Origin of the sequence: Kitasatospora phosalacinea (assembly GCF_000717185.1) — a bacterium.
Taxonomy (GTDB): Bacteria; Actinomycetota; Actinomycetes; order Streptomycetales; family Streptomycetaceae; genus Kitasatospora; species Kitasatospora phosalacinea_A.
This window is the reverse complement of sequence record NZ_JNYE01000015.1, coordinates 84,524-110,133: the sequence shown is the minus strand read 5'-3', so window position 1 is coordinate 110,133 and position 25,610 is coordinate 84,524. Positions and strand designations below refer to the sequence as shown.

Below are 25,610 nucleotides of genomic sequence, written 5' to 3'. Positions count from 1 at the left end.
CCAGCTCTTCGGTCGTCACAACCCGAATGCTGGACACCCTCCCTGCATGCCCGGAGCAGAACCAGCAAAGCCAGCAGACTTCGGAACTACTCGTCTAGCGCATTCCCACCCCGTGGGTCCAACCGGGCCCGGGCGTCTGCGAGAATCGGCGGCGGAGCCACGGACGAGGAGGAGCGCGGTGCGCGAGGAGGAACCGCGGTCGCGGATCCCGCAGCTGAGGCTGGACGAGCTGCTGGCCGAGCTGCAGGCCCGGATCGACGTGGCCCGGGGCACCCGCGACCGGGTGCACAGCCTGCTGGAGGCCGTCCTGTCGGTCGGCCGGGAGCTGGAGCTGACCCACGTGCTGCGCCGGATCGTGGAGGCCGCGGCCGTCCTCGCCGACGCCAAGTACGCGGCGCTCGGCATCATCGGCCCCGACGGCGACACCCTCTCCCAGTTCATCACCGTCGGCCTGGCCGAGGAGGAGATCGCCCGGATCGGCCCCTACCCCACCGGCAAGGGCCTGCTCGGCGAACTCATCCGGCACCCGCACCCGCTGCGCCTGGAGGACCTCAGGCAGCACCCGGCGTCCACCGGCTGCCCCGCCCACCACCCCGAGATGCGGACCTTCCTGGGCCTGCCGGTGCGGGTGCGCGACGAGGTGTTCGGCAACATCTACCTGACCGACAAGCGCGGCGCCGCCGGGTTCGACGACGACGACGAATCGGTGATCGCCACCCTCGCGGTCGCCGCGGGCGTCGCCATCGACAACGCCCGCCTGTACGAGGAGGCGCAGCGCCGCCAGCGCTGGCTGACCGCCACCGCCGAGATCAACCGCCGCCTGCTGTCCGGCAGTTCGCGCACCCAGGTGGTGGAGCTGATCGCCCAGCGGGCCTGCGACATCTCCGGTGCGAAACTGGCCGACGTGCTGACCACGCTGCCCGGCGGCGCCGGACTGCGGGTCGAACTGGCCCTCGGCGGGGACGTCAACGGGCGGGTCGGGGTGGACGTGCCGCTGGACGGCACGATCTCCGGCGCGGCCTGCGAGACCGGCTTCCCGGTGACCTCGCCCGACCTGACCGGCGACCCGCGCTACCCCGCCTGCGTGCCCCGCTTCGCGGGCACCGGACCGGCCGTCGCGGTGCCGCTGGGGCGGGCCGAGGGCCACACCGAGGGCGTGCTGCTGCTGGTGCGCGGCAGCGGCGAGGCCGAGTTCACCGAACGCGAGATCGACCCGCTGCTGGGCTTCGCCGACCAGGCCGCACTCGCCCTGGAACTGGCCGAACGGCGGCGCGACGCCGAGCAGTTGGCCGTCCTGGAGGACCGCGACCGGATCGCCCGCGACCTGCACGACCTGGCCATCCAGCGGCTGTTCGCGACCGGCATGACACTGCAGAGCGCCTCCCGGTTCATCGACCACCCCGGAGCCTCCGACCGGGTGCTGCGGGCCGTCGGCGACCTGGACGAGACCATCAAGATCATCCGCTCGACCATCTTCGGCCTGCGGGTCCGCGAGGCCGGGGCCGGGCAGGGCCTGCGGGCCCGCGCCGTGCACGTCGTCGAGGAGGCCCAGGCCGTCCTCGGCTTCGCCCCGCGCCTGAGCATGGAGGGCCTGCTCGACACCGACGTGCCGCCCGCCGTCGCCGACCACCTGGTCGCCGTCCTCGGCGAGGCCCTCAGCAACGCCGCCCGGCACGCCCGGGCCGGCCGGATCGAAGTCACCCTCCAGGCCGCGGGCGGCCACGTCGCCCTCACCGTCCAGGACGACGGCGTCGGCATCCCCGCCCAGGGCCGCCGCAGCGGCCTGCGCAACCTCGAGGAACGCGCCCGCGCCCTCGGCGGCACCCTCGCCGTCACCGCCCCGCCCGCCGGAGGCACCGTGCTCAACTGGACGGCACCGCTGGGCCACTGACGCGGCGGAGTGAAGCTGCGGCGGAGTGAAGCTGCGGGGGAGTGAAGGCGCGGGGGCGGCACGACGGCGGGCGGGGCGATGCGCGAGGCGGTGCGGCGGGCCGTCCGGTGGGCGGCCCGTTCAGCCCAGGGCGGCCGCCTTGCGGAGCAGGACGGCGCGTTCGCGGGCGTTGCGGCACAGGCGGGCGGCGAGTTCGAGCTCGGTGCGGGCCTCGGCGGTGCGGCCCAGGCGGGTGAGGAGTTCGCCGCGGACGCCCGGCAGGAGGTGGGAGCCGGGCAGGCGGTCGGCGGCGAGCAGGTCGTCGACGATGGCCAGCGCCTCGGCCGGGCCGCTCGCCATCGCGACCGCGACCGCCCGGTTGAGCTCGACCACCGGGGACGGGGCGATCCGGCCCAGCGCCTCGTACAGCAGCACGATGCGCTCCCAGTCGGTCTCCGCTGCCGAGGGCGCCACCGCGTGGCAGGCCGCGATCGCCGCCTGCAGGCCGTACGGGCCCAGGCCGCGCCCCGCGGACGTGGCCCGGCCCAGGGCGGCCAGGCCGCGCCGGACCGCCGAGCGGTCCCAGCGGGTGCGGTCCTGGTCCTCCAGCAGGACGGCCTCCCCGTCCGGCCCGGTGCGGGCCGGGAAGCGGGCCGCGGTGAGCTCGAACAGGGCCAGCAGGCCGTGCGGTTCGGGCTCGCCGGGCAGCAGGGCGGTCAGCGTCCGGGCCAGCCGCAGGGCCTCGTGGGCGAGGTCGGGGCGCAGCAGGTCCTCGCCCGCCGTCGCCGTCGAGCCCTCCGTGAACACCACGTACAGCACGCTCAGCACCGCGCCCAGCCGGGCCCGGCGCTCCTCGGCGGGCGGCAGGGCGAACGGGACGCGGGCCGCGGCCACGGTCTTCTTCGCCCGGGTGATCCGGGCCTGCACGGTCGGCACCGGCACCAGGAACGCGCGGGCGATCTCCTCGCTGGACAGGCCGCTCACCACGCGCAGCGTCAGCGCGACCCGGGCCTCGGGCGACAGCACCGGGTGGCAGGCGGTGAACACCAGCGCCAGCACGTCGTCGTCGATCCGGTCCGGGTCCCACGGCAGCTCGTCCGGCCGGTCCGCGCCCGGGGCGGCCTCCCCCTCGGTGAGCTGCGCGGCCAGCAGCGCGTAGCGCTCGTCCAGCGCCGCGCGGCGGCGGAAGGCGTCGATCGCCCGCCGCCGCGCGGCGGTCAGCAGCCAGCCGACCGGGTTCGCGGGCGCGCCGTCGCGCGACCAGGCGACCAGCGCCTCCGCCAGGGCCTCCTGGGCGACGTCCTCGGCCAGCGCGAAGTCGCCCGTGTACCGGGCCAGCGCCCCGACGATCCGGGCGGACTCGATCCGCCAGACCGCCGCGACGGCCCGCCGGGCCGGTCCGGTGACCACCCCGGGGCCGGTGCCGGGGTCGGTGCCGGTGCCGGGGTCGGGCTCGGGGTCGGCACCGGGGTCCGGCGGGCCGTCGTCGTCGGTCGCGGGCATCAGAGCTGGCCGGTCCGCTCGCGCCAGGCCCGCTCGATCGCGACCCACTTGTTGTCCTGCGGGAACTCGTCGATCGACGGGACCCGGCGCACCTCGCACTTCGAACCCGGCATCGCCGGGAGGCGCTTGGCCCACTCCACGGCCTCCTCCTTCGAGGCCACGTCGATCAGGTAGAACCCGCCGAACAGCTCCTTGGTCTCCCCGTACGGGCCGTCGGTGACCACCGGCACCTCGCCGTCGTAGGCCACCACCGCGCCCTGGGAGGGGTCGTCCAGGCCCTCGGCGGCGATCAGCACGCCCGCCCGGATCAGCTCCTCGTTGAAGCGGCCGACGGTTTCGAGCATCTCCTCGAAGGGCGTCTCGAACATCTTCGCCAGGGTCTCGTCCGTCGCCCGCATGATCAGCATGTACTTCGCCATCGTCCTGCTCCTCGTTCCGGGGGCCTTCCTCCGGCCCTCTCTACCCCAAGGTCGAACGGCCCGGCCCCGGATCGACACGGGAACCGGAAAGTTTTTCCGCCCTTCTCGCACGGGGGGAGCAGGGGCGGCCCGGCCGGGGCGGTCAGCGCTTCGTGACCTGCGGGGCGCCGGGGCGGCCGGTGGCGGGGTCGAGGACGAAGACGGCGGTCTCCTCGTCGGAGGTCACCGTGATCCGGTCCGGGCCGGTCCAGGACGCGCCCTCGTAGTAGCCGTGCCCGCTGTCCTCCCCCCACACGCCGAGTTCCCAGTGGCGGGCGGACCAGCCGGTGCCGGTCACCACCTCCACCTGGTAGAGCGGGTCGACGGAGAAGGCGACGTCGGTCACGGTCAGCGCCAGGTCCGGGCGGTCGGGGTGGGTCTTCCGGTCCAACGGGCGGTCGTCGTCGTCGAGGGCCAGGCCCAGGAGGGCGACCGGCACCGAGACGGCGATGAGCGCCACCAGGGCGACGGCGCAGCCGATCTGCGAGAACTTGGTGCGGAACTCGAACTCGACCACCAGCGAGACCACGACCAGCACCAACGCGGTGCCGAGCAGCTGCACCGGGTGGTTGAACAGCCGCTCCGCCTCCACCAGCCCGCCCGAGCGGGCGCCGAGCGCACCCGGCAGGAAGGCCAGGCCGGCGAGCAGCGCCAGCCCTCTGAGCGTCCAGGCGATCTGACGGCGGCGTCGTCGTGCCATCGGTTCCCTCCCCATGATCGTTCCGGGGACTGTACTACGGGCCCGTCCGACGGGAGGACCCGGGCTCAGGGCCGCCCGGCCTCCTCCCGGTGCAGGTCGAGGGCGGTCAGCAGGTGGAGCGCGGCGTCCGCCCAGCGGGCCGGGGCCGGGTCGGCGGCCAGCGCGTCCAGCAGGGCGGCCGCGGTGCGCAGCCCGGTGCGGCGCAAGTGCGCGGCAGCCGGGGCGAGTCGGTGGGGCAGGGCGGTGTCCAGGCCGGTGCGGGCGAGTTCGGCGAGCGCCGTGCGGGCCGCGGTCAGCGCCTCCGTCAGCGGATCGCCGACGACCGGCGGCAGCACGTCGAACGGGTGCGGCTCGCCCTCCGCGGCCAGGTCCGGGTGCACCAGCCCCGCGCCGGTGCGCACCGCCAGCGGGTCGAGCACCGGACGGCCCGCGGCCTGCCGCAGCAGACCGCTGACGTGCGAGACCGTGCCGGACTCCAGGGCCGCCGCCAGCGCGTCGATCCGGCCCGGACAGAGCGCGTCGTGCTCGGCGGAGACCAGCACCGCCGTCCCCGCGGCGTCCCGCACCGTCGCCTCCAGCCGCTGCCGGGCCGGGTCGTAGCCCAGCGGGCCGATCTCCGCCACGGCCAGCACGTGCGCGTTCTCCGCCTCGATCCGCGGCCGCACCAGCCGCGGCGGACGCCCGCCCAGCGCCCGCAGCCGGGCCGCCGCGTCCCGCAGCAGCAGCGGCGCGGGCAGCGACGTCCAGGCGTCACCGAGCGGCGTGACGCTGGTGGACGCGATCCGGCCGCGCTCCACCGTGACGGTCCGCCCCGCACTGCGCGAGACCGACTCGCTGACCAGGTTCGACCCGGCCAGCGCCCGCACCGAGTGCCCCAGCAGCCGTCGGCCCGCCAGCTCGGCGCCCGTCCCCGCCTGGCCCGCCGCCAGCGTCCAGCGCTTGCGCAGCACCAGGGCGATCCCGGCGTCCGGCTGCGCCAGGTACACCTCCGCGCACCGCTCCGGGCCGCTCCCGCCGGACACCCGGCAGCCCAGCGCGACCAGCCGGGTGCGGCGCAGCTGCGTGACGGCGCTCTCCCCGCTGCCCAGCGCCAGCACCCGGTCCGCGGCCCGGTGCCGGGCCAGCAGCTCCGCCAGCAACTCGGCCACCCGGTCCGGGTCGTAGCGGGTGTCCCGGTCCGCGTACGCCGCCAGCTGCGCCCGCAGCTCGGCCGCCGCGGCCGCCGGCCAGTGCGCCGAGGCGGACGTCAACGCCGCTTCGGCGCGCGCCAGTCGGGCCTGCAGGACCGGGCCGGTGCGGGCCGTCCCGGTGCGCAGCAGCTCCTCCGCGAGGGCCGCCACCGCCGCCAGCGGGTCCTCCGCCGCGGCCTTCGCCCGCCGGGACGGCTCGCCCCCGCCCACCGTGCGGGCCGCCCCCGACGGGGCGCCCTCCTCGTCCGCCGCCCGGAACGCCCAGGCCGCGAGCGTCACCAGCTCGCCGTGCCGGGCCGAAGTCGCCCCGCTGAGCGCGAAGTTCAGGCTGTGCGGGACGGGGAACCGGACGGTGCAGCTCGGCAGCTCCACCGAGGGCGCCGGGTGCTCGGCGTCCATCCGCTGCACCGTCGCCCGCACCCCGCGCTCCCAGGCCCGCCGGGCCGCCGCCAGGGCCGGACGGCCGAACGCCGCCAGCAGCGCGGCGTCGTCGAACTCGGCCGGGGACCAGGGGAGTTGCGCTGCCCCGGGGGCTGGATCCTGCGGGGCCGCGGGCCGGGCTTCGGTGGGCCGGGTGTCGGTGGGTGGGGTGTCGGTGGGCCGGGTGCCGGTGGGCTCGGCGTCAGTGGGTTCGACGGCCGGGGAGCCGGCGGCGGGGGAGTCGGTTCGGGTCTGGGCCTGGGGCTGGGCCTGGGCCTGGTAGGCGAGGACCAGGCCCACCAGGTGGCGGCACACGCCCGGCGCGGGGCAGCTGCAGGTGCCCCCCTCCAGCGGGACCCCGACCGGCAGGGCCGTCCGGCTGCCGTCCGGGAACGCGGCCGACACCTCGCCGTCCACGCCCAGTGCCACCGACGGGCCCGCGCCCGCCTCCAGTTCGCGCGCCGCCCGCTTCACCAGGCCGCGGTTGGCCAGCGCGGCCAGCGTGTCGGCGTCCAGCGCCAGCAGGTCCGCCCGGGGCGCGCTCACCGGCCCACCTTCTCCGCCACGAACGCGGCCAGCGCGCCCGGCGTCATCGCACCCACGTGCGCACCCAACCCGACCAGCCGGGCCGCCAGTTCGCGGTCGTACACCGGATCGGCCTCCTCGTCCAACGCCGCCAGCCCGAGCACCGTGGTGCCCTGCTCCACCAACTTCCTTACCCCGCGCAGCAGTCGGCCGACGTCGCCGCCCTCGTAGAAGTCCGACACCAGCACCACGATGCTGCGCCGCGGGTTGTCCAGCAGGCCGGTCCCGTAGTCCACCGCCCGGGCGATGTCGGTGCCGCCGCCCAACTGCACCCGCATCAGCAGCTCCACCGGGTCCGTCACGTCCTCCGTCAGGTCCACCACCGAGGTGTCGAACGCCACCAGGTGGGTGCGCAGCCCCGGCAGGTTCCACAGGCAGGCCGCCGTCACCGCCGAATGGATCACCGACCCGACCATCGAGCCCGACTGGTCGACCAGCAGCACCAGTTGCCACTGCTCCAGGGTGCGCCGCGTCCGGGTGTGGAAGTACGGCCGCTCGATCAGCAGCCGCCGCTGCTCCGGCTGGTAGTGCGCCAGGTTCGCCCGCACGGTGGAGCGGAAGTCGAAGTTCCGGGCGAGCGGGAACCGGCTGCGGCCCGGCGCCCGGGCACCCGTGAACGCCCGGCGCACCTCGGGGCGCATCCGCTCCAGCAGCTCGCGCACCACGGACTCGACCAACTTGCGGGCCAGCGAGAGGAGTTCCGGGTTCATCAGGTGCTTGGTGCGCAGCACGGCGCGCAGCAGCGCCGGGCTCGGCTCCACCCGGGAGAGCACCTCCGGGTCGGTGACGATCTCGTCGATCCCGTACCGCTCCACCGCGTCCCGCTCCAGCCGCTCCACGGTCTCCTTCGGGAACAGCCGGTGTACGTCCTCCAGCCAGTCCACGGGCGTCACCCGGGACGCCTCGCTGCCGCCGGTGCGCGAACCGTCGCCGCCGGAGCCGGGACCGCCCCGGCGGACCCCGCGGCGGCCCGCCTCCGGGTCGCGCCCGTACAGCCACTCCAGCGCGGCGTCCTGGGCGGCCGCGAGCTTGCCGAGGCCGCCGGTGCAGCGTTCGGCGGCCGCGCCGAGGATCAGCCGCCAGCGCTCCAGGCCCTCGTCCGGGAGGCCCTCGTCCGGGGAGCCCTCGCCCGGGAGGGGGGCGGAGGCGGGGAGGGCGGGTTCGGGGTGGGGGGCCTCAGGGAGTTCAGGTGATGGTGCGGCCGAGGTCGGTGTCGGTGTCGGGGTCGGGGAGAGGCCGTGGCGGGCCAGCAGGTCGGTGACGGCGAGTTCGAGGCCGGCGGCGCGGGCGAGCAGGGCCGGGTCGGCGCTGGTGCGCAGCAGGCCGCGGGCCGAGCCGGTGCGACCGCGGAGGGCCAGCAGGCGCTGGGCGATCCGCTCGCGTTCGCGCGGCGGGAAGTAGCCGAAGGCCTGGCGCAGCGCGGGCAGGCCGGACAGGAACTCGGCAGTCGGCAGCCCGGTGACGATCGCGTCCAGGGCATCGAACAGTGACGCGTCACCGACCGTGTCCAGGGCGGGCCCCGTCAACTGCTCGCGCGCCAGCACGAACAGCCCCGACAGCCAGTCGCCCAGGCGCTCCGGCTCACCGGCCAGCGCCCGCGCCTGCCCGGCCACCGCCGCGGGCGAGAACGCGGCGGTGGCCGGTGCGGTGGCCGGTGCGCTGGCGGCTTCGGTGGCGGGTGCGGTGGCTGCCGCCGCGACGTCCGCGGACAGCGACCAGTGCAGCCCGAGGGCCGCGCCGCGCAGGTCCGGGGGAGCGGCGGCGTCCGCGGCGATCCGGGCCGCGGTGGCCAGGGCCGCGGAGCGCGGGAGGGAGAGGACGGGGTCGGCGTGCCGGAGGGCGTCGCGGGCCGCGGTGACGGCCCGCAGGCGGCCGCGGTCGACACCGGCGCCGCCGGAACCGCTGGCACCGCCGTGCAGGCCCTCGGAGAGCCACAGCACCCGTTGCAGGGCCGCGTCGACCAGCCCGGCCAGCCGCGGGTCGGCGCCGACGCCGTAGACCCGGTCGTGCCGCCACAGGTCCAGGGTGGTGGCCAACACCTCGCCCACCGCGCCGAGTTCGGGAACCCGCCCGATGCGCGCGGCCAGCGTCTCCAGCAGCTCCCCGGTCAGCGCACCGACCCCGCACAGGACGGCGTCGAACAGCAGCCCGGCCAGCGCCGCCGGGTCCGTGCCCGCGTCCCGGGCCCGCTCGGCCAGCACCACGGCCGCCGCGTCGGACACCTGCGCCCCGTACGCCCCGGCCTCGATCAGCGCGGCGTCGCGCCGGTGCGCCCAGCCGCGCGGGGACGGCACCCAGTGCTCGGTGAACACCGGGTCGCCGCCGCCGGTCGGCCCGCTCTCCCGGTCGTGGCCCGGCACGCCCAGCACCCGCAGCCGGTGCAGGAAGCGGCTGCGCCGCAGCCCCTCGGGGCCGGTCAGGTCGGCCGTCGCCGACAGGCCCAACTCGACGCCGCAGACGGCCTGTTCGGCCGCCACGTCGTGGACCAGCGGCGGCGCGGGCGTGTCCGGGTGCAGGCGGCCGCGGCGCTCGCCGGTGCCCGCCGCGACCAGGGCCCGCACCAGCGGATCCGTCCCGGAGGTCGGCCGCCCGCGGACCTGCCAGGGCAGCGGTTCCTCCAGCGCCTCGCCGACCAGCCCCGAGACCAGGCCGTCCAGCACGTCGGCCCGCGAACGCGTCCGGTGCCCGCGCACCGCCGCCAGGCCCTCGGCGAGGGTGCGGGCCGCGATCAGGTCGGCCGTCGACACCCGCACCTTCGCCGCCCGCAGCCGCCGCACCACCTCCGCGACCAGGCCGTCCGCCGCGCCCTGCGCGCCGCGCTCCCACAGCAGTTGGTAGTAGCCGGGGGAGGGCATGCCGGACTGGTAGCCGCCGAACGCGTCCAACTGCCGGAAGGAGTACGGCACCAGGTGGCTCCCGCCGACCGCGCCCTCCGGCGGCCGCGGCACCCGGGGCCACTCCGCCTCGACCGGACCGGACGCGGCCAGGGCCCGCAGCGCGGGCGTGTGGAAACCGCCGGTGACCACCAGCACCGGCCCCTCGGCGCGGGCCAGCGCGGCCCGCACCCAGCGCGCCATGTACGCCTCGCGGGCCGCGTCGCCCTCGTCCGCGGCCGCGTCGCCGCGCACCAACTCGAAGTAGGCGTACAGCCGTTCGGCCAGCCCCTCCTGCTCCGGCAGCTCGAACAGGCCGTCCCACAGGGTGTCCGGGGACTCCGTCCCGAAGGCCCGGCACAGCCGCTCGGTCGCCTCCGCGTACCGGGCCTCCGCGTCCGCGAACCGGTTCGCCAGCGGCCGCGGACGGTCGGTGAACGCCGAGTGCCAGGCCGGGAGGTCGACGAAACGCACCTGCGCGCCCGCCGCCCGCCCCTCGGTCAGCGCCACCCACTCCGGCGAGTACGCGCACAGCGGCGCCCAGGACGTCGCCGTCCGCTCCTCGTCCCGGTAGTGGCTGAACACCGCGACCGGCAGCTCGTGGCCCAGCAGCAGCTCGTCCAGCCGCGGGTTCAGGTCCGCCGGGCCCTCGACCAGCACGTGCGCCGGGCGCAACTCCCGTACGGTGCGCGCCACCAGGGCCGCGCAGGCGGGCGAGTGGTGCCGCACGCCCAGGAAGACCGCCTCCGGGCGTGCCGTGGTCGGCGCCATCAGTCGGCCAGCAGGTGCCGGGCGTCGTACAGTTCGCGCCAGCGGTCGCCCTTGCGGCGGTCCGCCTGCTGCTCCAGGAAGCGCCGCAGCCGGGCCAGGTCGTCCGGATTGTCCTTGGCCGCCGTACCGGCCAGGCAGGTCACCAAGTCGGCCGCGCTGCCCGGCTCCTGGCGCAGGAACCAGCCGCGCACCCCCACCGCGTGCGCCACCGACACCGCCTCGGCGGTGCTCAGTACCGCCGACCCGCTCCGCCCGCCGCCCGCGTCCGGCGAACGCAGCTCGCGGAACGTCGCCACCAGCACCTCCAGCAGGTCCCGGTTCGGGGCCGGCTCGACGCCGGACCGGCGCAGCAGCGCCGCCGACTCGGCCTCCACCAGGGCGACTTCGGTGTCGAAGTCGGCGATCGGGAACACCGTTTCGAAGTTGAAGCGGCGCTTCAGCGCGGCACTCATCTCGTTGACGCCCCGGTCCCGGGTGTTCGCGGTGGCGATCACGTTGAACCCGGCGCTCGCGAACACCATGCCGTCCGGGCCGTCCAACTCCGGTACCGCCAGCACCCGTTCGGACAGCAGCGAGAGCAGGCAGTCCTGCACCTCCAGCGGGCAGCGGGTGATCTCCTCGAACCGGACGACCTTCCCCGACGCCATGCCCTTCAGCATCGGCGCGGGCACCAGCGAACGCGTCGACGGGCCCTCCGACACCAACAGCGCGTAGTTCCACCCGTACTTGATCTGGTCCTCGGTGGTCGCCGCCCCGCCCTGCACCGTCAGCGTGGACGTCCCGCTCACCGCCGCCGCGATCAGCTCCGACAGCAGCGACTTCGCCGTTCCCGGCTCACCCACCAGCATCAGCCCGCGATCGGTCGCCAACGTCACCAGCGCCCGCTCCACCAGCGCCGCGTTCCCCACGAACTTCCGGCTCACCCCGGCCCGTTCGTCCCCCACCACGAAACTGCGCGCCGCCCGCAGGCTCAACTCCCACCCCGGCGGCCGCGGCCCCCCGTCCCGCTCGCGCAGCACCGCCAACTCCTCCGCGAAGCGCACCTCGGCGGGCGGACGCTGCATGTCGGGACGGTCGGCGGTCGGAACGGGCATCGCGCAATCCTCGAGGCAGATGGGGAAACCGGTGGTGCAGCGGCGAGTACGGGGACGATCCTCTCAAGCCCCCGCGGGCCACCCGCCCCCGGGCTCCCGCCCGCGAACCGGCTACCCCCGGGCTCCCGCCCGCGGACCGGCCGCCCACTGCGCACAGACCGTAGCCGCCGCCACCGACAGCGCTGCCGACCGGCAGGATGGACACCGTGAACCCGCACCCCGTCCCCCCGGTCACCGCCTCCTGGCACCGGATCGACACCTGGCTGGCCCGACCTGGCCGCCTACCTGCACGCGGTTGCCGACGCGCTCCAGCGCGGCGGCGGCGTCCGCGGCACGTACCCCTACCTGATGGCGGACGGCTGCCTGTGGTGGGACCTCGGCGCGCACTGCCGCGAGCTGAACGGCGAACCGCTCACCCCCGCGCCGGGCGGGGCGGGCTGACCTTCCGCGGCGTTCGGGGACGTCGTGGTTCTGCAACGGTGTGCGAACCGTGCCCGCCGGGGCCCCTAGGTTGGGCGGATGAGCGAACTGTCGATCGACGCGGTCGCCGCTGCCGGAGCGGCCTGGGTGTGGATGCCGGACGACGCGGAGGTGTTCCGGGACGGGACGTGCACCGTGCTGCGACTGCCCGAGCACTACTCCTTCGACCTCTCGGTGGTCTCCTTCACGCCCGCCGCCGCCCCGCTGCCCGAGGCCGTGGACGCCGTGCTGGCGCTGGCCCGGACGCTCGGGCCGCGGGTGCTGGACTGGCAGGTGCTGATCGGGGACCCGGCCGGGCTGGCGGAGGAGCTGGCGGCCCGCGGCGGGCGGGTCAAGCTCGACCTGGAGATCCTGGCCGCCGACCTGTCCCGGGGCGCGCCGGAGCTGCAACCGCCCACCGTGGAGGTGGAGTTGCGCTGGGCGACGGACACCGCGACCGCGCTCGACGCCGTGGCCGCGGAGGCCGCCGGGTTCGGCGGCGCGCTGCCGCCCGCGGAGCGGGCCGGGCGGGTGGCGGAGCGGGGTGCGCGGAGCGTCCCGGCGGGCGGGGGCGGGACGCTGGTCGCCTACGTGGACGGCGAACCGGCCGGGACGGGCGGCGTCGCGCTGGTGGACGGCGTCGCCCGGCTCACCGGCGGCGCGGTCGTCCCGGCCCGGCGCGGCCGCGGGGTGTACCGGGCGCTGCTGGCGGCCCGGCTCTCCTACGCGGCGGCGCACGGCGCGCGGATGGCCCTGGTGAAGGGCAACCCGGCGACGTCCGGCCCGATCCTGCAGAAGGCCGGGTTCGCGGTCCACGGCCGGGAGCCGGTCTACGCCGTCCCGCTGGACTGAGCGGAGTCGGTCCAACCCGGGATGTTCCGGGCGACGCTGACGCACAGCGGCGAGAGCTGTCCCGCCAAGGTGTCGAAGTCCCTGGTGCGGCCGTCGGACCACTGGGCCGTGCCGATCAGGATGTTGTGGACGGCGATGATGAAGTGCTGCGCCTTGCCGCTGCCGTCCGGGAGGTGGCGCAGGCCCGAGCCGGCGGGCGGGACCAGGCCGACGACCTGGGGGTCGTCGGCGTTGCGGGCCAGCGCCAGCACCCGGCGGCCCCGACACGGCCGGAGTCGGTCGTGCCGGGGCCGCCGGGGGCTACCGGGGCTACCGGGGCTACCGGGGTCGCCGGGGCCCCCGGGGTCAGAACGCCGAGGTGTACGCCAGCAGGAACGGCGCCAGGACGGGCGCGCCGCCGGGGTTGAAGCACAGCGGGGAGAGCTTCACCGTGCCCGAGCTGCGCGTCCAGGGCAGCGCCAGGTGGCACCAGCCGGGGCCGCTGCCGTACGCGGTGACCTGCGCGTGGTCGGACGGCACGGCCACGCCCGGCATCAGCACCGCGGACGGGACGCCCGCGCTGAACGTGTTGCCGGCGCCCACCGAGTTGAAGTTCGTCCCGGCCGGGACCGCGCCGTTGTACCAGAGGTACCCGAAGGACTTCGGCGGGTACGCCGGGCCGTGCACCGCCCGCTTGACCGAGTAGCTGAGCGTCCAGGCCGTGTCGTACGGCGCGTTGGCCGCGTTGAAGCAGGCCACCAGGAAGGTCTGCCCGGTGCTCGACGGGTACCAGCCCGCGACCTTGCAGCGCGCGCCCTGCGCCGAGTCGACCGCGGTGACCTGCACGTCACCGACCTCGGTGGTGGAGCCCAGGCCGGGCAGCCAGGCCTTCCAGATGCCGGTCGAGCCGTGGCTGGACAGGTTCGCCCCGCCCGCCGAGTTGTACTGGGTGACCAGCGAGCCGGAGGGCAGCGAGTACAGGTAGCCGTGGTCGCCGCCGGGCGGCGCGGGCGTGCCGGAGCTGCTGGTGAACAGCACCGTGAACGGCGAGTTCGCCGGGGCCCCGGCCGGGTTGAAGCAGGCCACCTTGACGTCCAGGCCGGTGCCCGCGGTGCCCCAGCCCAGGATCTGGCACCACGTCCCGGTGCGGTTGACGGCGGTGGCGTGCGCGATCCCGCCCGCGCCGCCGATCAGCGGGAAGTGCACCACGTACACGCCGGTGGCGGCCTGGTCGACCTTCACCGGGTTCGCCGCCGGGGACGTCCAACTGCCCCACTGGCGCGAGGGGTCCGGGACGTAGCCGGGCGGCGGCGCCGGGTTGTCCAGGTAGGCGAAGCCCCACCGGTCGGGCACCGCGGCGTGCGCCGGGGCGGCCGCCGGGACGGCCACCGCCAGCAGGGCGGCGAGCAGGGCGAGGACGAGCGGGACGAGACGGGCCCGGGAGCGCGGGGAAGCGCCGGGCGGTGGCAGGGTGGCATGGACGGACATGGGCGTGACCCCCAGGTGTGGTGAGGACAGGTGCCGACTGCGTGCGGGGCGTGCGCTGGGAACTCCCGCCCGGTGCAAGGGCCTTGGCCGGTACGCGGGCCTTGGCCGGTGCACGGACCGTGGCCGGTGCACGGACCGTGGCCGGTGCGCCCCGGGTGTCGCGGGCACCGGAGAGCGCCGAGGGCGCTGTGGGCGCTGCGGGTGTGCCGGAACAGGCGGGACGGGCTGGACGGGCCGGGCGTGCCGGAGCGGGCCGGAGCCTGCTCGGGCCGGGCGGGTCGAACGCTTCGGAGCGGGGAGCCCGACGTCACCGCGGGCGGGCCGCGGTGCGCGGTGGAACCCGGGCGCGGGTGTCGGAACCCGGGGCGCCCGGTGCTGTCCGGTTCGACGCCGGCTGCAACGGCGTCCGGCCGCTGACGGCCGCTGCCGCGGGGCCGGGGCCCGGCGGCGACTCACATCGTAGGAGCGGCGGGCCCGGCGGCCCAGACCCCCGGCGCCCCCGGACGCGGCGGTTCCCGGCCGATCCGCCCCCGCCCCGGGCGCCCGCCCCGCCCCCGCAGTGCGACTGCGCCCCGCGGGCCACCCCACCCGTCGCGCTGCGCCCCAGCGGCCACCGGGGTCGCGCGGGCGGGGTGGCCGGAACCGCCCCGTCCGGTCAAGGCGAGGTCAACTCCTCCAGATCGGCCAGGAGTTCGGAGGCGAGGACGGGGGGAAGGCTGCCGAACCGCTCGCTGCTCTCCCGGTGGTGCTCCGGCCAGTAGTGGCCCGGGGAGGTGCCGAGCCACACCGCCTCCAGGGTCTGCTGCACCGCCTCGGCGGGGGAGTGCACCCGGGCGCCCGGGTCGAGCTGGACCACCAGGTGCCGCCCGTCCGGCAGCGGCCGGTGGAACCAGCTCGCCACGCCGTCGCTGCGGTAGTCGGTCTCGTCGTGCCGCCAGCCGTGCTTGGCCAGGGCGAGCAGCCGCCAGACCGGGACGGTGCGCCCCTCGAACCGGTGCAGCCGGTGGCCGTCGGCCTCGTCCTGACTCAACTCCAGCACTGGGCGCTCCAGTTGCGGGAACGGCTGGATCACCTCGTAGTCCGCCAGCAGCTCCCGCCAGGCGGCCAGGTCCGCGGCCGTCAGGTGCAGCGGGTGGACGAGCCGGACGGTGGCGTCCCCGGGCAGCGCGAAGGCCTCGTCGCGGGCGTCGGCGCAGCTGCCGTCCTCGGCAATCCGGAAGGCGGCGCCGTCGGCCGTCCAGAGCAGCCGCCGCACCAGTCGGCCGAGCACCGGGTGCGCGAGCAGCAGGTCGGTGAACTCGCCCGCGCTCCAGGAGCGTTCGGCGACCATCGCGTCCCGCAGCCGGGCCGTCCACTGGGTGGTGAAGGCCCGGACCTCCTTCTTCAGGGCGGTGAACCGCCGACGCCCGGCCGCCGCCAGGTCCGGGTCGTCCTTGCTCGCCGCCGCGGGCAGTGCCCTACGCGGCTTGCCGCCGGAGTCCCGGACGTACGGGCGCAGTTGCTCGTCGAAGCCGACGGTGAACGTCCGCGGGCCGTAGTCGATCACCGTGGTGCCGTCCGGGGACAGGCCCAGGTCCGGCACCAGGCGGTCGCCGAGCTGCTCGGCCGACAGGCCCAGCGATTCGGCGACCTCGGCGACGCGTTCCTGCGCGCGGGCCCGGAACGCCTCGCTCCGGGCCGTCCGGGCGATGCCGTGCAACTGCACCAGGGCGTCGAGGTTGCCGATGGACACCAGCACGTCCAGGCCGTCCACCGCGCGCTGGTGGGAGAGCATCGGCAGCACCGGCACCAGGCGGCGGGCGGTGTCGCCGTCGCCGAACACGCCGAGCGCGTGCAGCGCCCAGGCGTCCTTGGCGGGCATCCCGGCGTGCCGCCACTCCTCGAACAGCGCCCAGCAGAACGCCGCCGTCGTGTCGGCCCGCAGCGCCGGGGCGACCACCGCCAGGCCCGGGTACGGCCTGCGCGGCAGGCCGAGCTGCAGCATCGCCAGCAGGTGCCGCACCGCCGCCCCCGGCAGCGCTCCGCCCCCGTCCCGCAGCGCCCCGCCCCCGTCCGCCAGCAGCACCTGCGGCAGCAGCTCCGGCCGCAGCCAGCGCGGCGGCTTCGGCATCCGGCCCGGCAGGGTCCGCAGCAGGGCGCCCTCGCCCAGCACCTCCGCGACCGCCGCCGCGGCCCGCTCGCCGTACCGCTCGGCCGCCGCCGCCGACAGCGCCTCCGCGCCCGCCCGTGCCGCGACCAGCCGCAGCGCGTGCTCCGCGGCCCGCCGCTCCGGCCCGGCCGCGCCGACCGCCGCCGGGACGAGCAGCAGCGCGCCCGCCACCCCGTGCCGGGAGAACCACGAACGGGCCACCGGCTGAACGGACTTGAGTTCCAGCAGGGCGTGCGCCATGACGCCCGCGGTCTCCGCGTCCAGCACCGGCAGCAGGACGTGGACGACGTCCTCCGGACGGTCCCGGGCGGCGAGGTGCAGCAGCCGCAGCGCGGCCGTCCCGTACCGGCCGAGCACCCGCGGCAGGTGGCCGCCGCTGCTCAGGTACTGCGCCGGCCGCCAGTGCGCCAGCCGCGGCAGCACCAGCTCGTCCGGGCCCCAGGCCAGCAGCCTGCCCGCCTGCCAGTCGAAGACCTCCTCCGACAGCTCCCCGACCACCTTCGCCCAGTCGGTGTCCGCCCCGTACCGCCAGTACGGGTCGTCGTCGCCCGCGAACGCCGCCTCCTCGCCCTCCCGCCACACCAACCGGGCCTCCCGGTCGGCCTCCAGCCCGGTCAGCGCGACCGGCTCGCGCGCGGCCCGCCGCCGCGTCCACGGCGGGTCGACCAGCACCGCGGGCAGCCGCTCCGGTGCCGCCTCCGGCAGCGGCTCCCGCGCCCCCGGCAGGCCCCGCACGAACGCGGCCGTCGCCTCGTCCAGCCGCGCCAGGACCTCCGGCAGTCGCGGACGCCACTGCGCGACGTGCCGGTCCAGCAGCTCGCGGGCCGCCGCCGCGTCCGCCCCGCCGCCCCGGGCCGCCGACGACAGGACCCGCACCGCCCGCACCGGGAACCGCTCCACCATCTCCAGCAGCAGCGCCCGGACCGGCGACCGGCCGATCCGCCCGACCAGTGCGCGCATCGCCCCGTCGGTCGGGAACTCGGCCAGCAGCCCGAGCAGTTCGATCTGCGTCCCGCTGTACGAGTACTGGTCCGCCGCGCTCGCCAGCAGCGCCGCCGCGGCCGCCGGGCCGACCCGGTCGGCGAGGGTGGCCGCCAGCGCGGGCGTCCAGGTGCGGTACCACCCGCCGTGCTCCGGCCCGAACCGCTCCACCTGCGCCGCGCTGCCGAGCGCGGGCAGCAGCAGCGTGCGCAGCACCTGGGCGGTCCGGCTCCAGCCCTCGGGCAGCTCGGCCAGGCACTCGTCCACCCACTCCGCCCGCTCCGGCACCAGGCGCGCGATCGCCGCCCGCAGCACCGGAGTGCTCCGCAGCTGCTCCAACTCCTCCACCACGGCGGCGTGTTCGTCCTCCGGGGCCTCGGCCAGCGCCCGCCCGGCGGCGGCCAGCAGGCCGTACTGCGCCGTCAGGTCGAGGTACTCCTCGCCCTCCAGGTCGAGGACGGCCGCCCGGTAGCGCCACTCGGAGCCCGACCACTCCCGGACGAAGTCCGCCTCCAGGGAGGCCAGCACCGTCCGGACCGCGAACGACAGGCCCGCCCAGGCCGCCCGGTCGGCGAACTCCCGTTCCAGGGAGTCGGGTTCCACCGAGGTCCGGATGATCCGGGCGGCCAGCGCCGCCCCGACCGGGCCGCCCTCCCCGTACAGGTACGCCCAGGTGGCGGCGGTCAGTTCGGGATCGGAACGCCCCTCGGCCAGCAGCTCCTCGATCAGCTCGGCCCGCTCCTCCAGCGCCAGGGTCTCCCGCCGGTAGGCGTCGTCCGGGTCCACCGGCGGCCGGTCCGCCGCCACCGGGGCCGGTGCCCCGCCCCTGCGGCGCGGCGCCACCAGGGCGCGCCAGGCCTCCGGCAGCACGAAGGCGTCCTCGTCCGGCAGCCCGCCGCCCGCCGCTTCGCCGTCCGCCGTGCCGCCCCCTACCGTGCCGCCCTCCGTCGTGCTGGTGCCGACCGATCCCCCGTGCCGCATGCGCTTCTCCAACTCCCGATGATCAAAAGGCCATTGGGCCGAGACCCTAACCGCAGCAGCCGACAGCCCGCCGGTCGGCCGGGCCGGGTGCGGAAATCGCAGCGGTTTTCCGACGGCCGGAGAGGTATGTTGGCGCCGTGGACTACACGGACTACTTGGTGGAACTCCGGCGCGAACTCGACGAGTTCGGCGCCCTGCTGGGCGGAGACCTGTCGGCTCCCGTCCAGCACTGCGGCAGCTGGAAGCTGGCCGACCTGGTCGCGCACATGGGCGCGGGCAACCTCTGGGTCGTCACGGCCGTCCGGGAGGGGCACGGCGACAACTACCGGGAGTCCGACGCGCCCGGCGACCCGGACGGCCTCAGGTCCTGGTACGCCGACAGCGCGGACGACCTGGTGGCGGCCCTGTCCGTCGACCCCGCGACCGCGGCGTGGACGATCGCCCCGCCGCACACGGTCGGCTTCTGGCGCCGCCGCCGCACCCAGGAGACCCTGGTGCACCGCTGGGACGCCGCGAACGCGCTCGGCCTGCAGCAGGCGCTCAACGCGGAACTCGCCGCCGACGGGGTCGCCGAGGTCTTCGACACCATGGCCGACCGGATGGTCGCCCGGGGCGCCGCCACCCCGCCCGCCCGGGCCCTGCGGCTCACCGCCACCGACAGCGCCCGCTCCTGGACGTACGGCCCCGGCGAGCCGGTCGCGGAGGTCGCCGGCACCGCCGAGGACCTGCTGCTGATGCTGTGGGGCCGCAAGCCGCGCGAGAGCGACGCGCTGGCCTGGACGGGCGACCGCGCGGCGGGGCTGGCCGTGCTGGCCGGGCCGCTGGTCCCCTGAGCGCGCACCGCCGAGACCGCACCGCCGAGACCGCACCGCCGAGACCGCACCGCCGAGACCGCACCGCCGAAACCGCACCTCCCGTCCCCGGCCGGGGACGGGAGGTGCGGCCGGTCGGCCGTCAGTCGGCGGTCAACTCCTCCAGATCGGCGAGGAGTTCGGAGACGGTGACCGGGTCCAGGTCGCCGAGCCGGTCGCGGTACTCGCGGCCGTTCGGCCAGTAGCCGTCCGGCATGGCGCCCAGCCACACCGCCTCGAAGCTCTGGTCGCCGAACTCGTTGACGTAGCCCACCGCGATGCCCGGCTGGATCTCGATCACCAGGTGGCTCCCGTTCGGCAGCGGCTTGTGGATCCAGCCCTCCACCCCGCCGTCCTGCGGTTCGCCGCGCCGCCAGCCGCGCTTGGTCAACCCGAGTAGCCGGCCCACCGGAACGGTGTGCTTCTCGAACCGGTGCAGCCGGTGCCCGGCGGCCTCCTCGGCGGTCAACGCGGCCACCGGACGGCCGAGTTGGCGGAGCGGCTGGACGATCTCGTAGTCCGCGAACAGCTCCGCCCAGGCGGCCAGCTCGGCGGGGGCCAGGTGCACGGGGTGGGCGAGCCGGACGGCGGCGTCCCGGGGCAGCGCGAAGGGCTCGTCTTGGACGTCGGCGCAGGTGCGGTCCTCGGCGACCCGGAAGGCGGTGTGGTCGGCCGTCCAGACCAGTCGGCGCGCCAGGTGCCACACCAGCGGGTGCTCGATGAACAGCGAGGTGAACTCCTCGGCGCTCCACGACCGGGGCAGGTCCTTGCGCCGCTTGCCGTCGGCGTCCAGCACGTACGGGCGCAGCTGCTCGTCGAAGCCGACGGTGAACGTCCGCGCGCCGTAGTCGATCACGGTGGTGCCGTCCGGGCCCAGGCCCAGGTCCGGCACCAGCCGGTCGCCGAGCTGCTCGCCCGTCAGACCCAGAGGGCGGCGTCGGTGCCGATCGCGGCCAGCACGTCCAGGCCCTCCACCGCCCGCTGGTGGGCGTTCTGGCCGGGCCACTCGCGCAGCAGCGGCGCCAACCGCCGGGCGGTGTCGTCGTCGCCGAACTCGCCCAGCGCGTACAGCACCCAGCGGTCCGGCCCCGGCATCCCGGCCTGCTGCCACTCCTCGAACAGCGCCCAGCAGAACGCCGCCGCGCTGTCGGCCCGCAGCGCCGGGGCGACCAGCGCCAGGCCCGGGTACGGCTCGCGCAGCTTCCCCAACTGCAGTACCGTCAGCAGGTGGTGCACCGCTTGCAACGGCAACGCACCGCTCCCGTCGGCCAGTTGGATCTGCGGCAGCACTTCCGGCCTTAGCCAGGAGGGGAGTTCGGGCAGCTTCGCGGGCAGCGCGGTCTCCAGCGGATCGGCCCTCAGCGCCTCCGCGACCACCTCCGCGACCATCTCCGCGGCCTGTTCCCCGTAGCGCTCGGCCACCGCCGCCGTCAGCACCTCCGCCCCCTGCTGCACGGCCACCAGCCGCAACGCGCTCTCCGCCGCGGTCCGGGCCCGGCCGGTCTTGCCGACCGCCGCCGGAACCAGCAGCAGCGCCCCCGCGACCCCGTGCCGCTCGAACCACGAACGCGCCACCTCCTGAGCGGACTTGAGCCGCACCAGGGCGTCCGCCATCACCCCCGCCGCGACCGCGCCCCGCACCGGCAGCAGCACCTGCACCGTCTGGGCGGGCCGGGCCAGCACCGCGCCGTGCACCAGCCGCAGCGCGGCCGTACCGTACTTCGCCAGCACCGGCAGGAGCTGTACGCCGTCCTCCGCCAGCGCCTTCGCGTCCCAGGAGTCCAGGTAGGGGGCCATCGTCTCCGCCGGGGCCTGCGCCAGCAGGCGGCAGCACTGCCAGGGCGAGTCGAGCGCACCGGTCCGCTGCGCCTCCGCCGCCCAGTCGGTGTCGGCCGGATACTGCCAGTACTGCTCGGCCGTGGCCGCGAACGCCGCCGACTCGCCCTCCTCCCAGTACAGTTCCGCGCCCTCGTCGGCGGTGAGACCGGTCAGCACCTTCGGCGGGCGGGCGGCCCGCCGCCGCGCCCACGGCGGGTCGACCAGCAGCGCGGGCAGTCGCTCCGGCGCCGCCTCCGGCAGCGGCTCCCGCGCCCCCGCCAGACCCAGGACGAACGCGGCGTCCTCCCCGTCCAGCCGCGCCAGCACCTCCGGCAGCCGCGGACGCAGCACCGCCACGTGCCGGTTGAGCAGCCGCCGGGCGGCGTCCCCGGTCGCGCCGCCGCGCCGCGCCGCCGCCGACAGGACCCGCACCGCCCGCACCGGGAAGCGCTCCGCCAGATCCAACAGCACCAGCCGGACGGGCTTCGCGGTGATCCGGTCGACCAGTTCGCCCATCGCCTCGTCGGTCGGGAACTCCGCCACGTACCGGGCGTACTCGCGGATCGTGTCGTCGTAGTCGTACGCGTACTGCTCCAGCGCCGCCGCCACCAGCGGCGCCGCAGCCGTCCCCACCCCGTCGGCGAGGGTGGCCACCACCTGGGGCGTCCAGTGCACCCGCGCCCCGTCGTCCTTCAGCGCCAGGGCGAGCCGCCGCGCCTGCTCGGGGCTGCCGATCGCGGAGAGCAGCAACGTGCGCAGCACGGACGTCGTCCCGGGCCCGTGCCCGGACAGCTCGGCCAGGCACTCGTCCACCCACTCCGCCCGCTCCGGCACCAGGAACGCGGTGGCCGCCCGGCGCACGGGGGTGTCCCGCAGTGTCGCCAACTCCTTTACCGCGGACGCGTATTCGTTGTCCGGCGCGGCGGCCAGCACCCGGCGGGCGAGCGCCAGCAGGAGGAACTCGAACAGCAGCGCATGGAGGTCCGGGCCGTCCAGGTGGCGGGCGGTCAGCCGGGTCCGCCACCGGTTCGGCTGCACCCAGGTGTCGTCCACCTCGAAGGACGCCACGGCAGCCCGCGCCGCGAAACCCAGGCCGAAGCGTGCCACCCAGCCCGCGAACTCCCGTTCCATCCAGTTTAGTTCGTCCCGCTCGCGGACCATCGCGGCCACCGCCACCAGCCCCGCCGGGTCCAACTCCCCGTCCAGGTACGCCCGGGCGGCGGCCACCGGCCCCGGATCGGACCCCGGGGCGGTCAGCACCTGCTCGATCGCCCCGTGCCGCTCGGCCACCTGCCGGGCCTCCGCCGCGGCCGCCTCCGCCGCGTCCACCACCGGCCACGCCACGGGCAGCGGCACCGGCACCCCGCCCCGGCGGCGCGGCAGCACCCGCGCGCGCCACGCCTCGGGCAGCACGAACCCGTCCTCGTCCGGCAGACCGGCGGGCTCGACAGGCACGGCAGGCACGGCAGGCACGACGACGGCCGCCCCGGCAGGGTCCGCGCCCCCGTCCTCGCCGCCCCCGTCCACCGCCAGGTAGCCCTTGCGCTCCTTCTCCGCGACCAGCTTCGCCAGGTGCGCCGCGGCTGCCGCCGCGTCCGCCAACTCCTTGACCTGCGACCGCCCTTCGGTACCGATCCGCCCGTACCGCACCCGCACCGCGGCCCCCTCGGCCCCGCCCTCCCAGAACTTCGCCGAACCGCCGCCGACCAGCTCCCAGCGCTGCACTCGCCCCTCCGGACCCACCCATCGACCGACCACGAACCGGCCGACCACCTGGCGGAACCCTAGTGCCGTGACCGGGAAGGTCAGCCGGGTGGGCGGGTGCAGAACGACATGGCGCCGAGCGGCCAGGTGTTGTCGTACCCCCGGTGTAGCGTCCAGGCCGGAGTCGGATCATGTTCGATGGTTGACGGAGGCGCTTGGATGACAAGCACGACAGGCGAGGCCGCGGTGGACGGCGTCCCGGCTCAGCAAGATCCCGGCACAGAGCGCCGTTCGGTGAATGCCGAACTCGACGCGCTCAAGGGCGCCTTGGATCACCAGCGCGCACACGTCCTCGGGATCCTCGATGGGCTCTCGGAGGAGGATCTGCGGCGGCCGGTGTTGCCCAGCGGCTGGAACTGCCTGGCGTTGCTGCGCCACCTCACCGTGGATGTCGAACGCTTCTGGTTCCCGGGGGTGATCGCGGGCGAACCGGATGTGGCCGGACAGCTTGCGGCAGGCGCGGAGGCGCACTGGTACGTCCCCGAGGAGATGAGCACCGAGGAGGTCTTCGCCGACTACCGGGCGGCCATCGCTCGCGCAGACGTCGTGCTCGCCGCCGTCGGCCTGGAGCAGGAGCCCGCCGCGTGGCCCGTGGATATCTGGCCGACCTGGCGGTTGCCCGACGTACGCCGCATCCTCATCCATGTGCTCACCGAGGTCGCTTGCCACAGCGGTCACTTGGACGCGGCACGCGAACTGATCGACGGCACCACCTGGCTCGGCGGCAACCCCTACGCCGGATAGTCCTCTGCCCGAGTGAGGAGCGTCGGAATCTTCAGGCCGCGGCGGTGGAGCGGGCAGCGCAGAGCCTCACGGCCGATCCGCATCGGACGGGCGGCGTTGCGCCGCCATCCCGCCTCCCCGCACCGATCGGACGTGTCGTCACATCCGACCGGCGCCAGGTCGGACAGTGCCAGCCCGGTGATCGTTTCCGGTCACAGCACTAGCGACCGGCCAGGACTAGCGACCGGCCAGGACGCTCCCGGACCCGGCGGGCGTCCGGACCGCTGGCCTCCCCGGGCTCAGAACCCCCGCTCGCCGCCGTGGCCGTGGCCGCCGCCGAAGCCGCTGCCGGTACCGCCGTGGCCGTGGCCGGGCTGGGCGGCCAGGGTCTGGGTGGCGATCACCGCGGCCTGGACGCGGCGCTCCACGCCGAGCTTGGCCAGCAGCCGGGAGATGTGGTTCTTGACGGTCTTCTCGGCCAGGAACACCCGCTCGCCGATCTGCCGGTTGGTCAGCCCCTCGCCGATCAGCGCGAGGACCTCCCGCTCCCGGTCGGTCAGCTGCGGGAACTCCGGCGCGGGCGCCGGGGTCTCGCCGCGCAGCCGGGCCATCAGCCGGGTCGCCGCGCCCGGGTCGAGCATCGACTGCCCGGAGGCGACCGTGCGGATCGCGGTGACCAGGTCGGTGCCGCTGATCTGCTTGAGCACGTAGCCCGCCGCGCCCGCCATGATCGAGTCGAGCAGCGCCTCCTCGTCGTCGAAGGAGGTGAGCATCAGGCAGGCCAGCTGCGGCATCCGCGAGCGCAGCTCCCGGCAGACGGTCACGCCGTCGCCGTCGGGCAGCCGCATGTCCAGCACCGCGACGTCCGGGCGCAGCGCGGGCACCCGGGCCAGCGCCTGCTCGACCGTCCCGGCCTCGCCGACCACCTGTAGGTCCGGTTCCGAGTCCAGCAGGTCGTGCACCCCGCGGCGGACCACCTCGTGATCGTCCAGTAGGAACACCCTGATCGGCGCCGAACCCTCGGACATGGCAGCAACTCCTCCTCGCAGACCCCATACACCCGGCAGTCTGCCAAACCCCGCCCGCCCGCCGACAGGGCCACCCGCCCCCGACCCGGCCCCGGAGCCGGACCCGACCGGCCCTTGACGTGGTCCCGACCGGCCCTTGACACCTTCTGTCCGGACGTGATCGAACCGCCCCCGCTCCCGACCGCTCCGGCCTCAGCCCTTCTCGAAGCCGCCCCCGCCGCCGTCCTCGAAGCCCTTCCCGCTGCCGTCCCCGCCACCGTCCGACCAGGGCAGCGCCCGCCCCGACCAGAGCGGCTCCACCCGCCGCCAGGCGCGCGCCCAGGAGTCCGCCGCCCGCTGCTCCAGCACCCGCAGCCGCCAGCGCAGCCCGGCCGCCCCGCCGCCCGCCACCGCCCCGAAGGCCAGCAGCCCGAGCAGCCCCCGGTCGGCCGCCCCGTACGGCACGGCCGCCAGCTCGGCCGGGAGCATCCACCCGGGCAGCAGCCGCGCCGGGACGAGCCAGGCCGTCGCCGCACCGGCCGCCACGGCCGCGGCGAGCGTGCAGCACGCCAGGGCGACCGCCCGCCGCCGGGCCCGGTCCACCCCGCGGCGGAGCGGGTTGCACCGCGCACCCCGGCCCCGCCTGTGGTGCGCCTCCTGACGGCGGTCGAACCGGCGGCGGGTCAGCGGGCGCACGGACGGGCGGCGCGGGTGGGGCACGCGCGGATTCCTCTCCTCGGCGGCGCGACCGGCCCCCCGTGGGCGGTCGCGACGCTGGCAGCGTTTCGGAGCGGCGCGGCGCGCGGATAGGGCCGGGCGGGCCAGCCCGGTGAGGCCGATGGTCCTGAACCGGACGAACCGGCATGAAACCTGCCGCAGGGGCAAACCGTGCACCAACCCCGCCCCAAGGGCCCGTCAACGCCCCGGGCCTGGTGCGCCGCTGGGCCAAAGGGCGGGGCTACGCTCCGGCCTGCCCCGGACGGCGGCGGACGTGACCTACATTGACGTGGGAGTTCGCCCGGCGGGCCGGAGCGTCCGGCGGCCCGGGGCACCCACACCCCCCGACAGGAGCCGGCACCGTGGTCGACCCCGCC

Annotated in this window: 17 protein-coding genes; 4 read left to right on the top strand and 13 right to left on the bottom strand. The window is 76.3% G+C overall.

Going from position 1 to position 25,610, the window contains the following annotated elements; genetic code table 11:
- Positions 1–178: 178 nt before the first annotated feature.
- Positions 179–1,891 carry a GAF domain-containing sensor histidine kinase gene (locus OO57_RS09085; RefSeq protein ID WP_033251801.1) on the top strand — a complete coding sequence of 571 codons (1,713 nt, stop codon included), beginning with the start codon at positions 179–181 and terminating at the stop codon, positions 1,889–1,891.
- A 120-nt stretch (positions 1,892–2,011) separates the two neighbouring features.
- Here OO57_RS09085 and OO57_RS09080 read toward each other — a convergent pair whose 3' ends face one another.
- The 6 genes from OO57_RS09080 to OO57_RS09055 all read right to left on the bottom strand — a co-directional run bounded on the left by OO57_RS09080 (position 2,012) and on the right by OO57_RS09055 (position 11,464).
- Positions 2,012–3,373 (bottom strand): RNA polymerase sigma factor, encoded by a 1,362-nt coding sequence (locus OO57_RS09080; protein WP_081973554.1) that lies wholly within the window; start codon positions 3,371–3,373, stop codon positions 2,012–2,014.
- Positions 3,373–3,792, bottom strand: coding sequence for a YciI family protein (locus tag OO57_RS09075; protein WP_033251800.1), 420 nt, complete (start codon positions 3,790–3,792; stop codon positions 3,373–3,375). The genes OO57_RS09080 and OO57_RS09075 overlap by 1 nt, the downstream gene beginning before the upstream one ends.
- A gap of 142 nt (positions 3,793–3,934) precedes the next feature.
- Complete coding sequence (locus tag OO57_RS43685; protein WP_033251799.1) at positions 3,935–4,531, bottom strand: hypothetical protein; 597 nt, start codon at positions 4,529–4,531, stop codon at positions 3,935–3,937.
- 65 nt (positions 4,532–4,596) lie between these two features.
- The gene (locus OO57_RS43680; RefSeq protein ID WP_033251798.1) at positions 4,597–6,687 is read right to left on the bottom strand and encodes a hypothetical protein; all 2,091 of its coding nucleotides are present in this window, start codon (positions 6,685–6,687) and stop codon (positions 4,597–4,599) included.
- Positions 6,684–10,370: a DUF5682 family protein gene (locus OO57_RS45280; RefSeq protein ID WP_063737522.1), complete on the bottom strand. Its 3,687-nt coding sequence runs from the start codon at positions 10,368–10,370 to the stop codon at positions 6,684–6,686. The genes OO57_RS43680 and OO57_RS45280 overlap by 4 nt, the downstream gene beginning before the upstream one ends.
- The gene (locus tag OO57_RS09055) at positions 10,370–11,464 is read right to left on the bottom strand and encodes an AAA family ATPase (protein WP_033251797.1); all 1,095 of its coding nucleotides are present in this window, start codon (positions 11,462–11,464) and stop codon (positions 10,370–10,372) included. Before OO57_RS09055 ends, OO57_RS45280 begins: the two co-directional genes overlap by 1 nt.
- 519 nt (positions 11,465–11,983) lie before the next feature.
- On the opposite strand from OO57_RS09055, the gene OO57_RS09050 reads away from it, so the two are divergent.
- The gene (locus OO57_RS09050; protein WP_033251796.1) at positions 11,984–12,775 is read left to right on the top strand and encodes a GNAT family N-acetyltransferase; all 792 of its coding nucleotides are present in this window, start codon (positions 11,984–11,986) and stop codon (positions 12,773–12,775) included.
- Here the strand turns inward: OO57_RS09050 and OO57_RS09045 are convergent.
- The 3 genes from OO57_RS09045 to OO57_RS46705 all read right to left on the bottom strand — a co-directional run bounded on the left by OO57_RS09045 (position 12,754) and on the right by OO57_RS46705 (position 18,365).
- Positions 12,754–13,026 (bottom strand): hypothetical protein, encoded by a 273-nt coding sequence (locus OO57_RS09045; RefSeq protein ID WP_033251795.1) that lies wholly within the window; start codon positions 13,024–13,026, stop codon positions 12,754–12,756. The two genes, OO57_RS09050 and OO57_RS09045, sit on opposite strands and share 22 nt — an antisense overlap.
- A gap of 94 nt (positions 13,027–13,120) precedes the next feature.
- Positions 13,121–14,242 carry a hypothetical protein gene (locus tag OO57_RS09040; RefSeq protein ID WP_033251794.1) on the bottom strand — a complete coding sequence of 374 codons (1,122 nt, stop codon included), beginning with the start codon at positions 14,240–14,242 and terminating at the stop codon, positions 13,121–13,123.
- Between the two features lie 655 nt (positions 14,243–14,897).
- Entirely contained in the window at positions 14,898–18,365 is a 3,468-nt protein-coding gene (locus tag OO57_RS46705) for a DUF4132 domain-containing protein (RefSeq protein WP_158715063.1), read from the bottom strand.
- A 125-nt stretch (positions 18,366–18,490) separates the two neighbouring features.
- Here OO57_RS46705 and OO57_RS09030 point away from each other — a divergent pair, with 125 nt between their 5' ends.
- On the top strand, positions 18,491–19,186 hold the full coding sequence (locus OO57_RS09030; protein ID WP_033251793.1) for a maleylpyruvate isomerase family mycothiol-dependent enzyme: 696 nt from the start codon (positions 18,491–18,493) through the stop codon (positions 19,184–19,186).
- A gap of 121 nt (positions 19,187–19,307) precedes the next feature.
- On the opposite strand, the gene OO57_RS45265 is transcribed toward OO57_RS09030, so the two are convergent.
- Complete coding sequence (locus OO57_RS45265) at positions 19,308–20,096, bottom strand: DUF4132 domain-containing protein (protein ID WP_051776972.1); 789 nt, start codon at positions 20,094–20,096, stop codon at positions 19,308–19,310.
- Positions 20,097–20,122: 26 nt separating this feature from the next.
- Positions 20,123–22,747, bottom strand: a complete 2,625-nt coding sequence (locus tag OO57_RS38390) for a WGR domain-containing protein (protein WP_051776968.1) — start codon at positions 22,745–22,747, stop codon at positions 20,123–20,125.
- Positions 22,748–23,020: 273 nt separating this feature from the next.
- Between OO57_RS38390 and OO57_RS09020 the strand changes: the two genes are divergently transcribed.
- Entirely contained in the window at positions 23,021–23,530 is a 510-nt protein-coding gene (locus tag OO57_RS09020; protein WP_033251827.1) for a DinB family protein, read from the top strand.
- 278 nt (positions 23,531–23,808) lie between these two features.
- Here the strand turns inward: OO57_RS09020 and OO57_RS09015 are convergent, their stop codons facing one another.
- Both OO57_RS09015 and OO57_RS09010 read right to left on the bottom strand, forming a co-directional pair.
- The gene (locus OO57_RS09015; protein ID WP_234337272.1) at positions 23,809–24,537 is read right to left on the bottom strand and encodes a response regulator; all 729 of its coding nucleotides are present in this window, start codon (positions 24,535–24,537) and stop codon (positions 23,809–23,811) included.
- A gap of 192 nt (positions 24,538–24,729) precedes the next feature.
- On the bottom strand, positions 24,730–25,236 hold the full coding sequence (locus OO57_RS09010; RefSeq protein WP_033251792.1) for a hypothetical protein: 507 nt from the start codon (positions 25,234–25,236) through the stop codon (positions 24,730–24,732).
- Positions 25,237–25,610 lie beyond the last annotated feature (374 nt).

Bases quoted from the DNA above. Each gene is read 5' to 3' on its own strand.
- OO57_RS43685 (WP_033251799.1), bottom strand. From the start codon at position 4,531: ATGGCACGACGACGCCGCCGTCAGATCGCCTGGACGCTCAGAGGGCTG.
- OO57_RS09055 (WP_033251797.1), bottom strand. From the start codon at position 11,464: ATGCCCGTTCCGACCGCCGACCGTCCCGACATGCAGCGTCCGCCCGCC.
- OO57_RS09080 (WP_081973554.1), bottom strand. From the start codon at position 3,373: ATGCCCGCGACCGACGACGACGGCCCGCCGGACCCCGGTGCCGACCCC.
- OO57_RS09015 (WP_234337272.1), bottom strand. From the start codon at position 24,537: ATGTCCGAGGGTTCGGCGCCGATCAGGGTGTTCCTACTGGACGATCAC.
- OO57_RS09075 (WP_033251800.1), bottom strand. From the start codon at position 3,792: ATGGCGAAGTACATGCTGATCATGCGGGCGACGGACGAGACCCTGGCG.
- OO57_RS45280 (WP_063737522.1), bottom strand. From the start codon at position 10,370: ATGGCGCCGACCACGGCACGCCCGGAGGCGGTCTTCCTGGGCGTGCGG.
- OO57_RS09040 (WP_033251794.1), bottom strand. From the start codon at position 14,242: ATGTCCGTCCATGCCACCCTGCCACCGCCCGGCGCTTCCCCGCGCTCC.
- OO57_RS09050 (WP_033251796.1), top strand. From the start codon at position 11,984: ATGAGCGAACTGTCGATCGACGCGGTCGCCGCTGCCGGAGCGGCCTGG.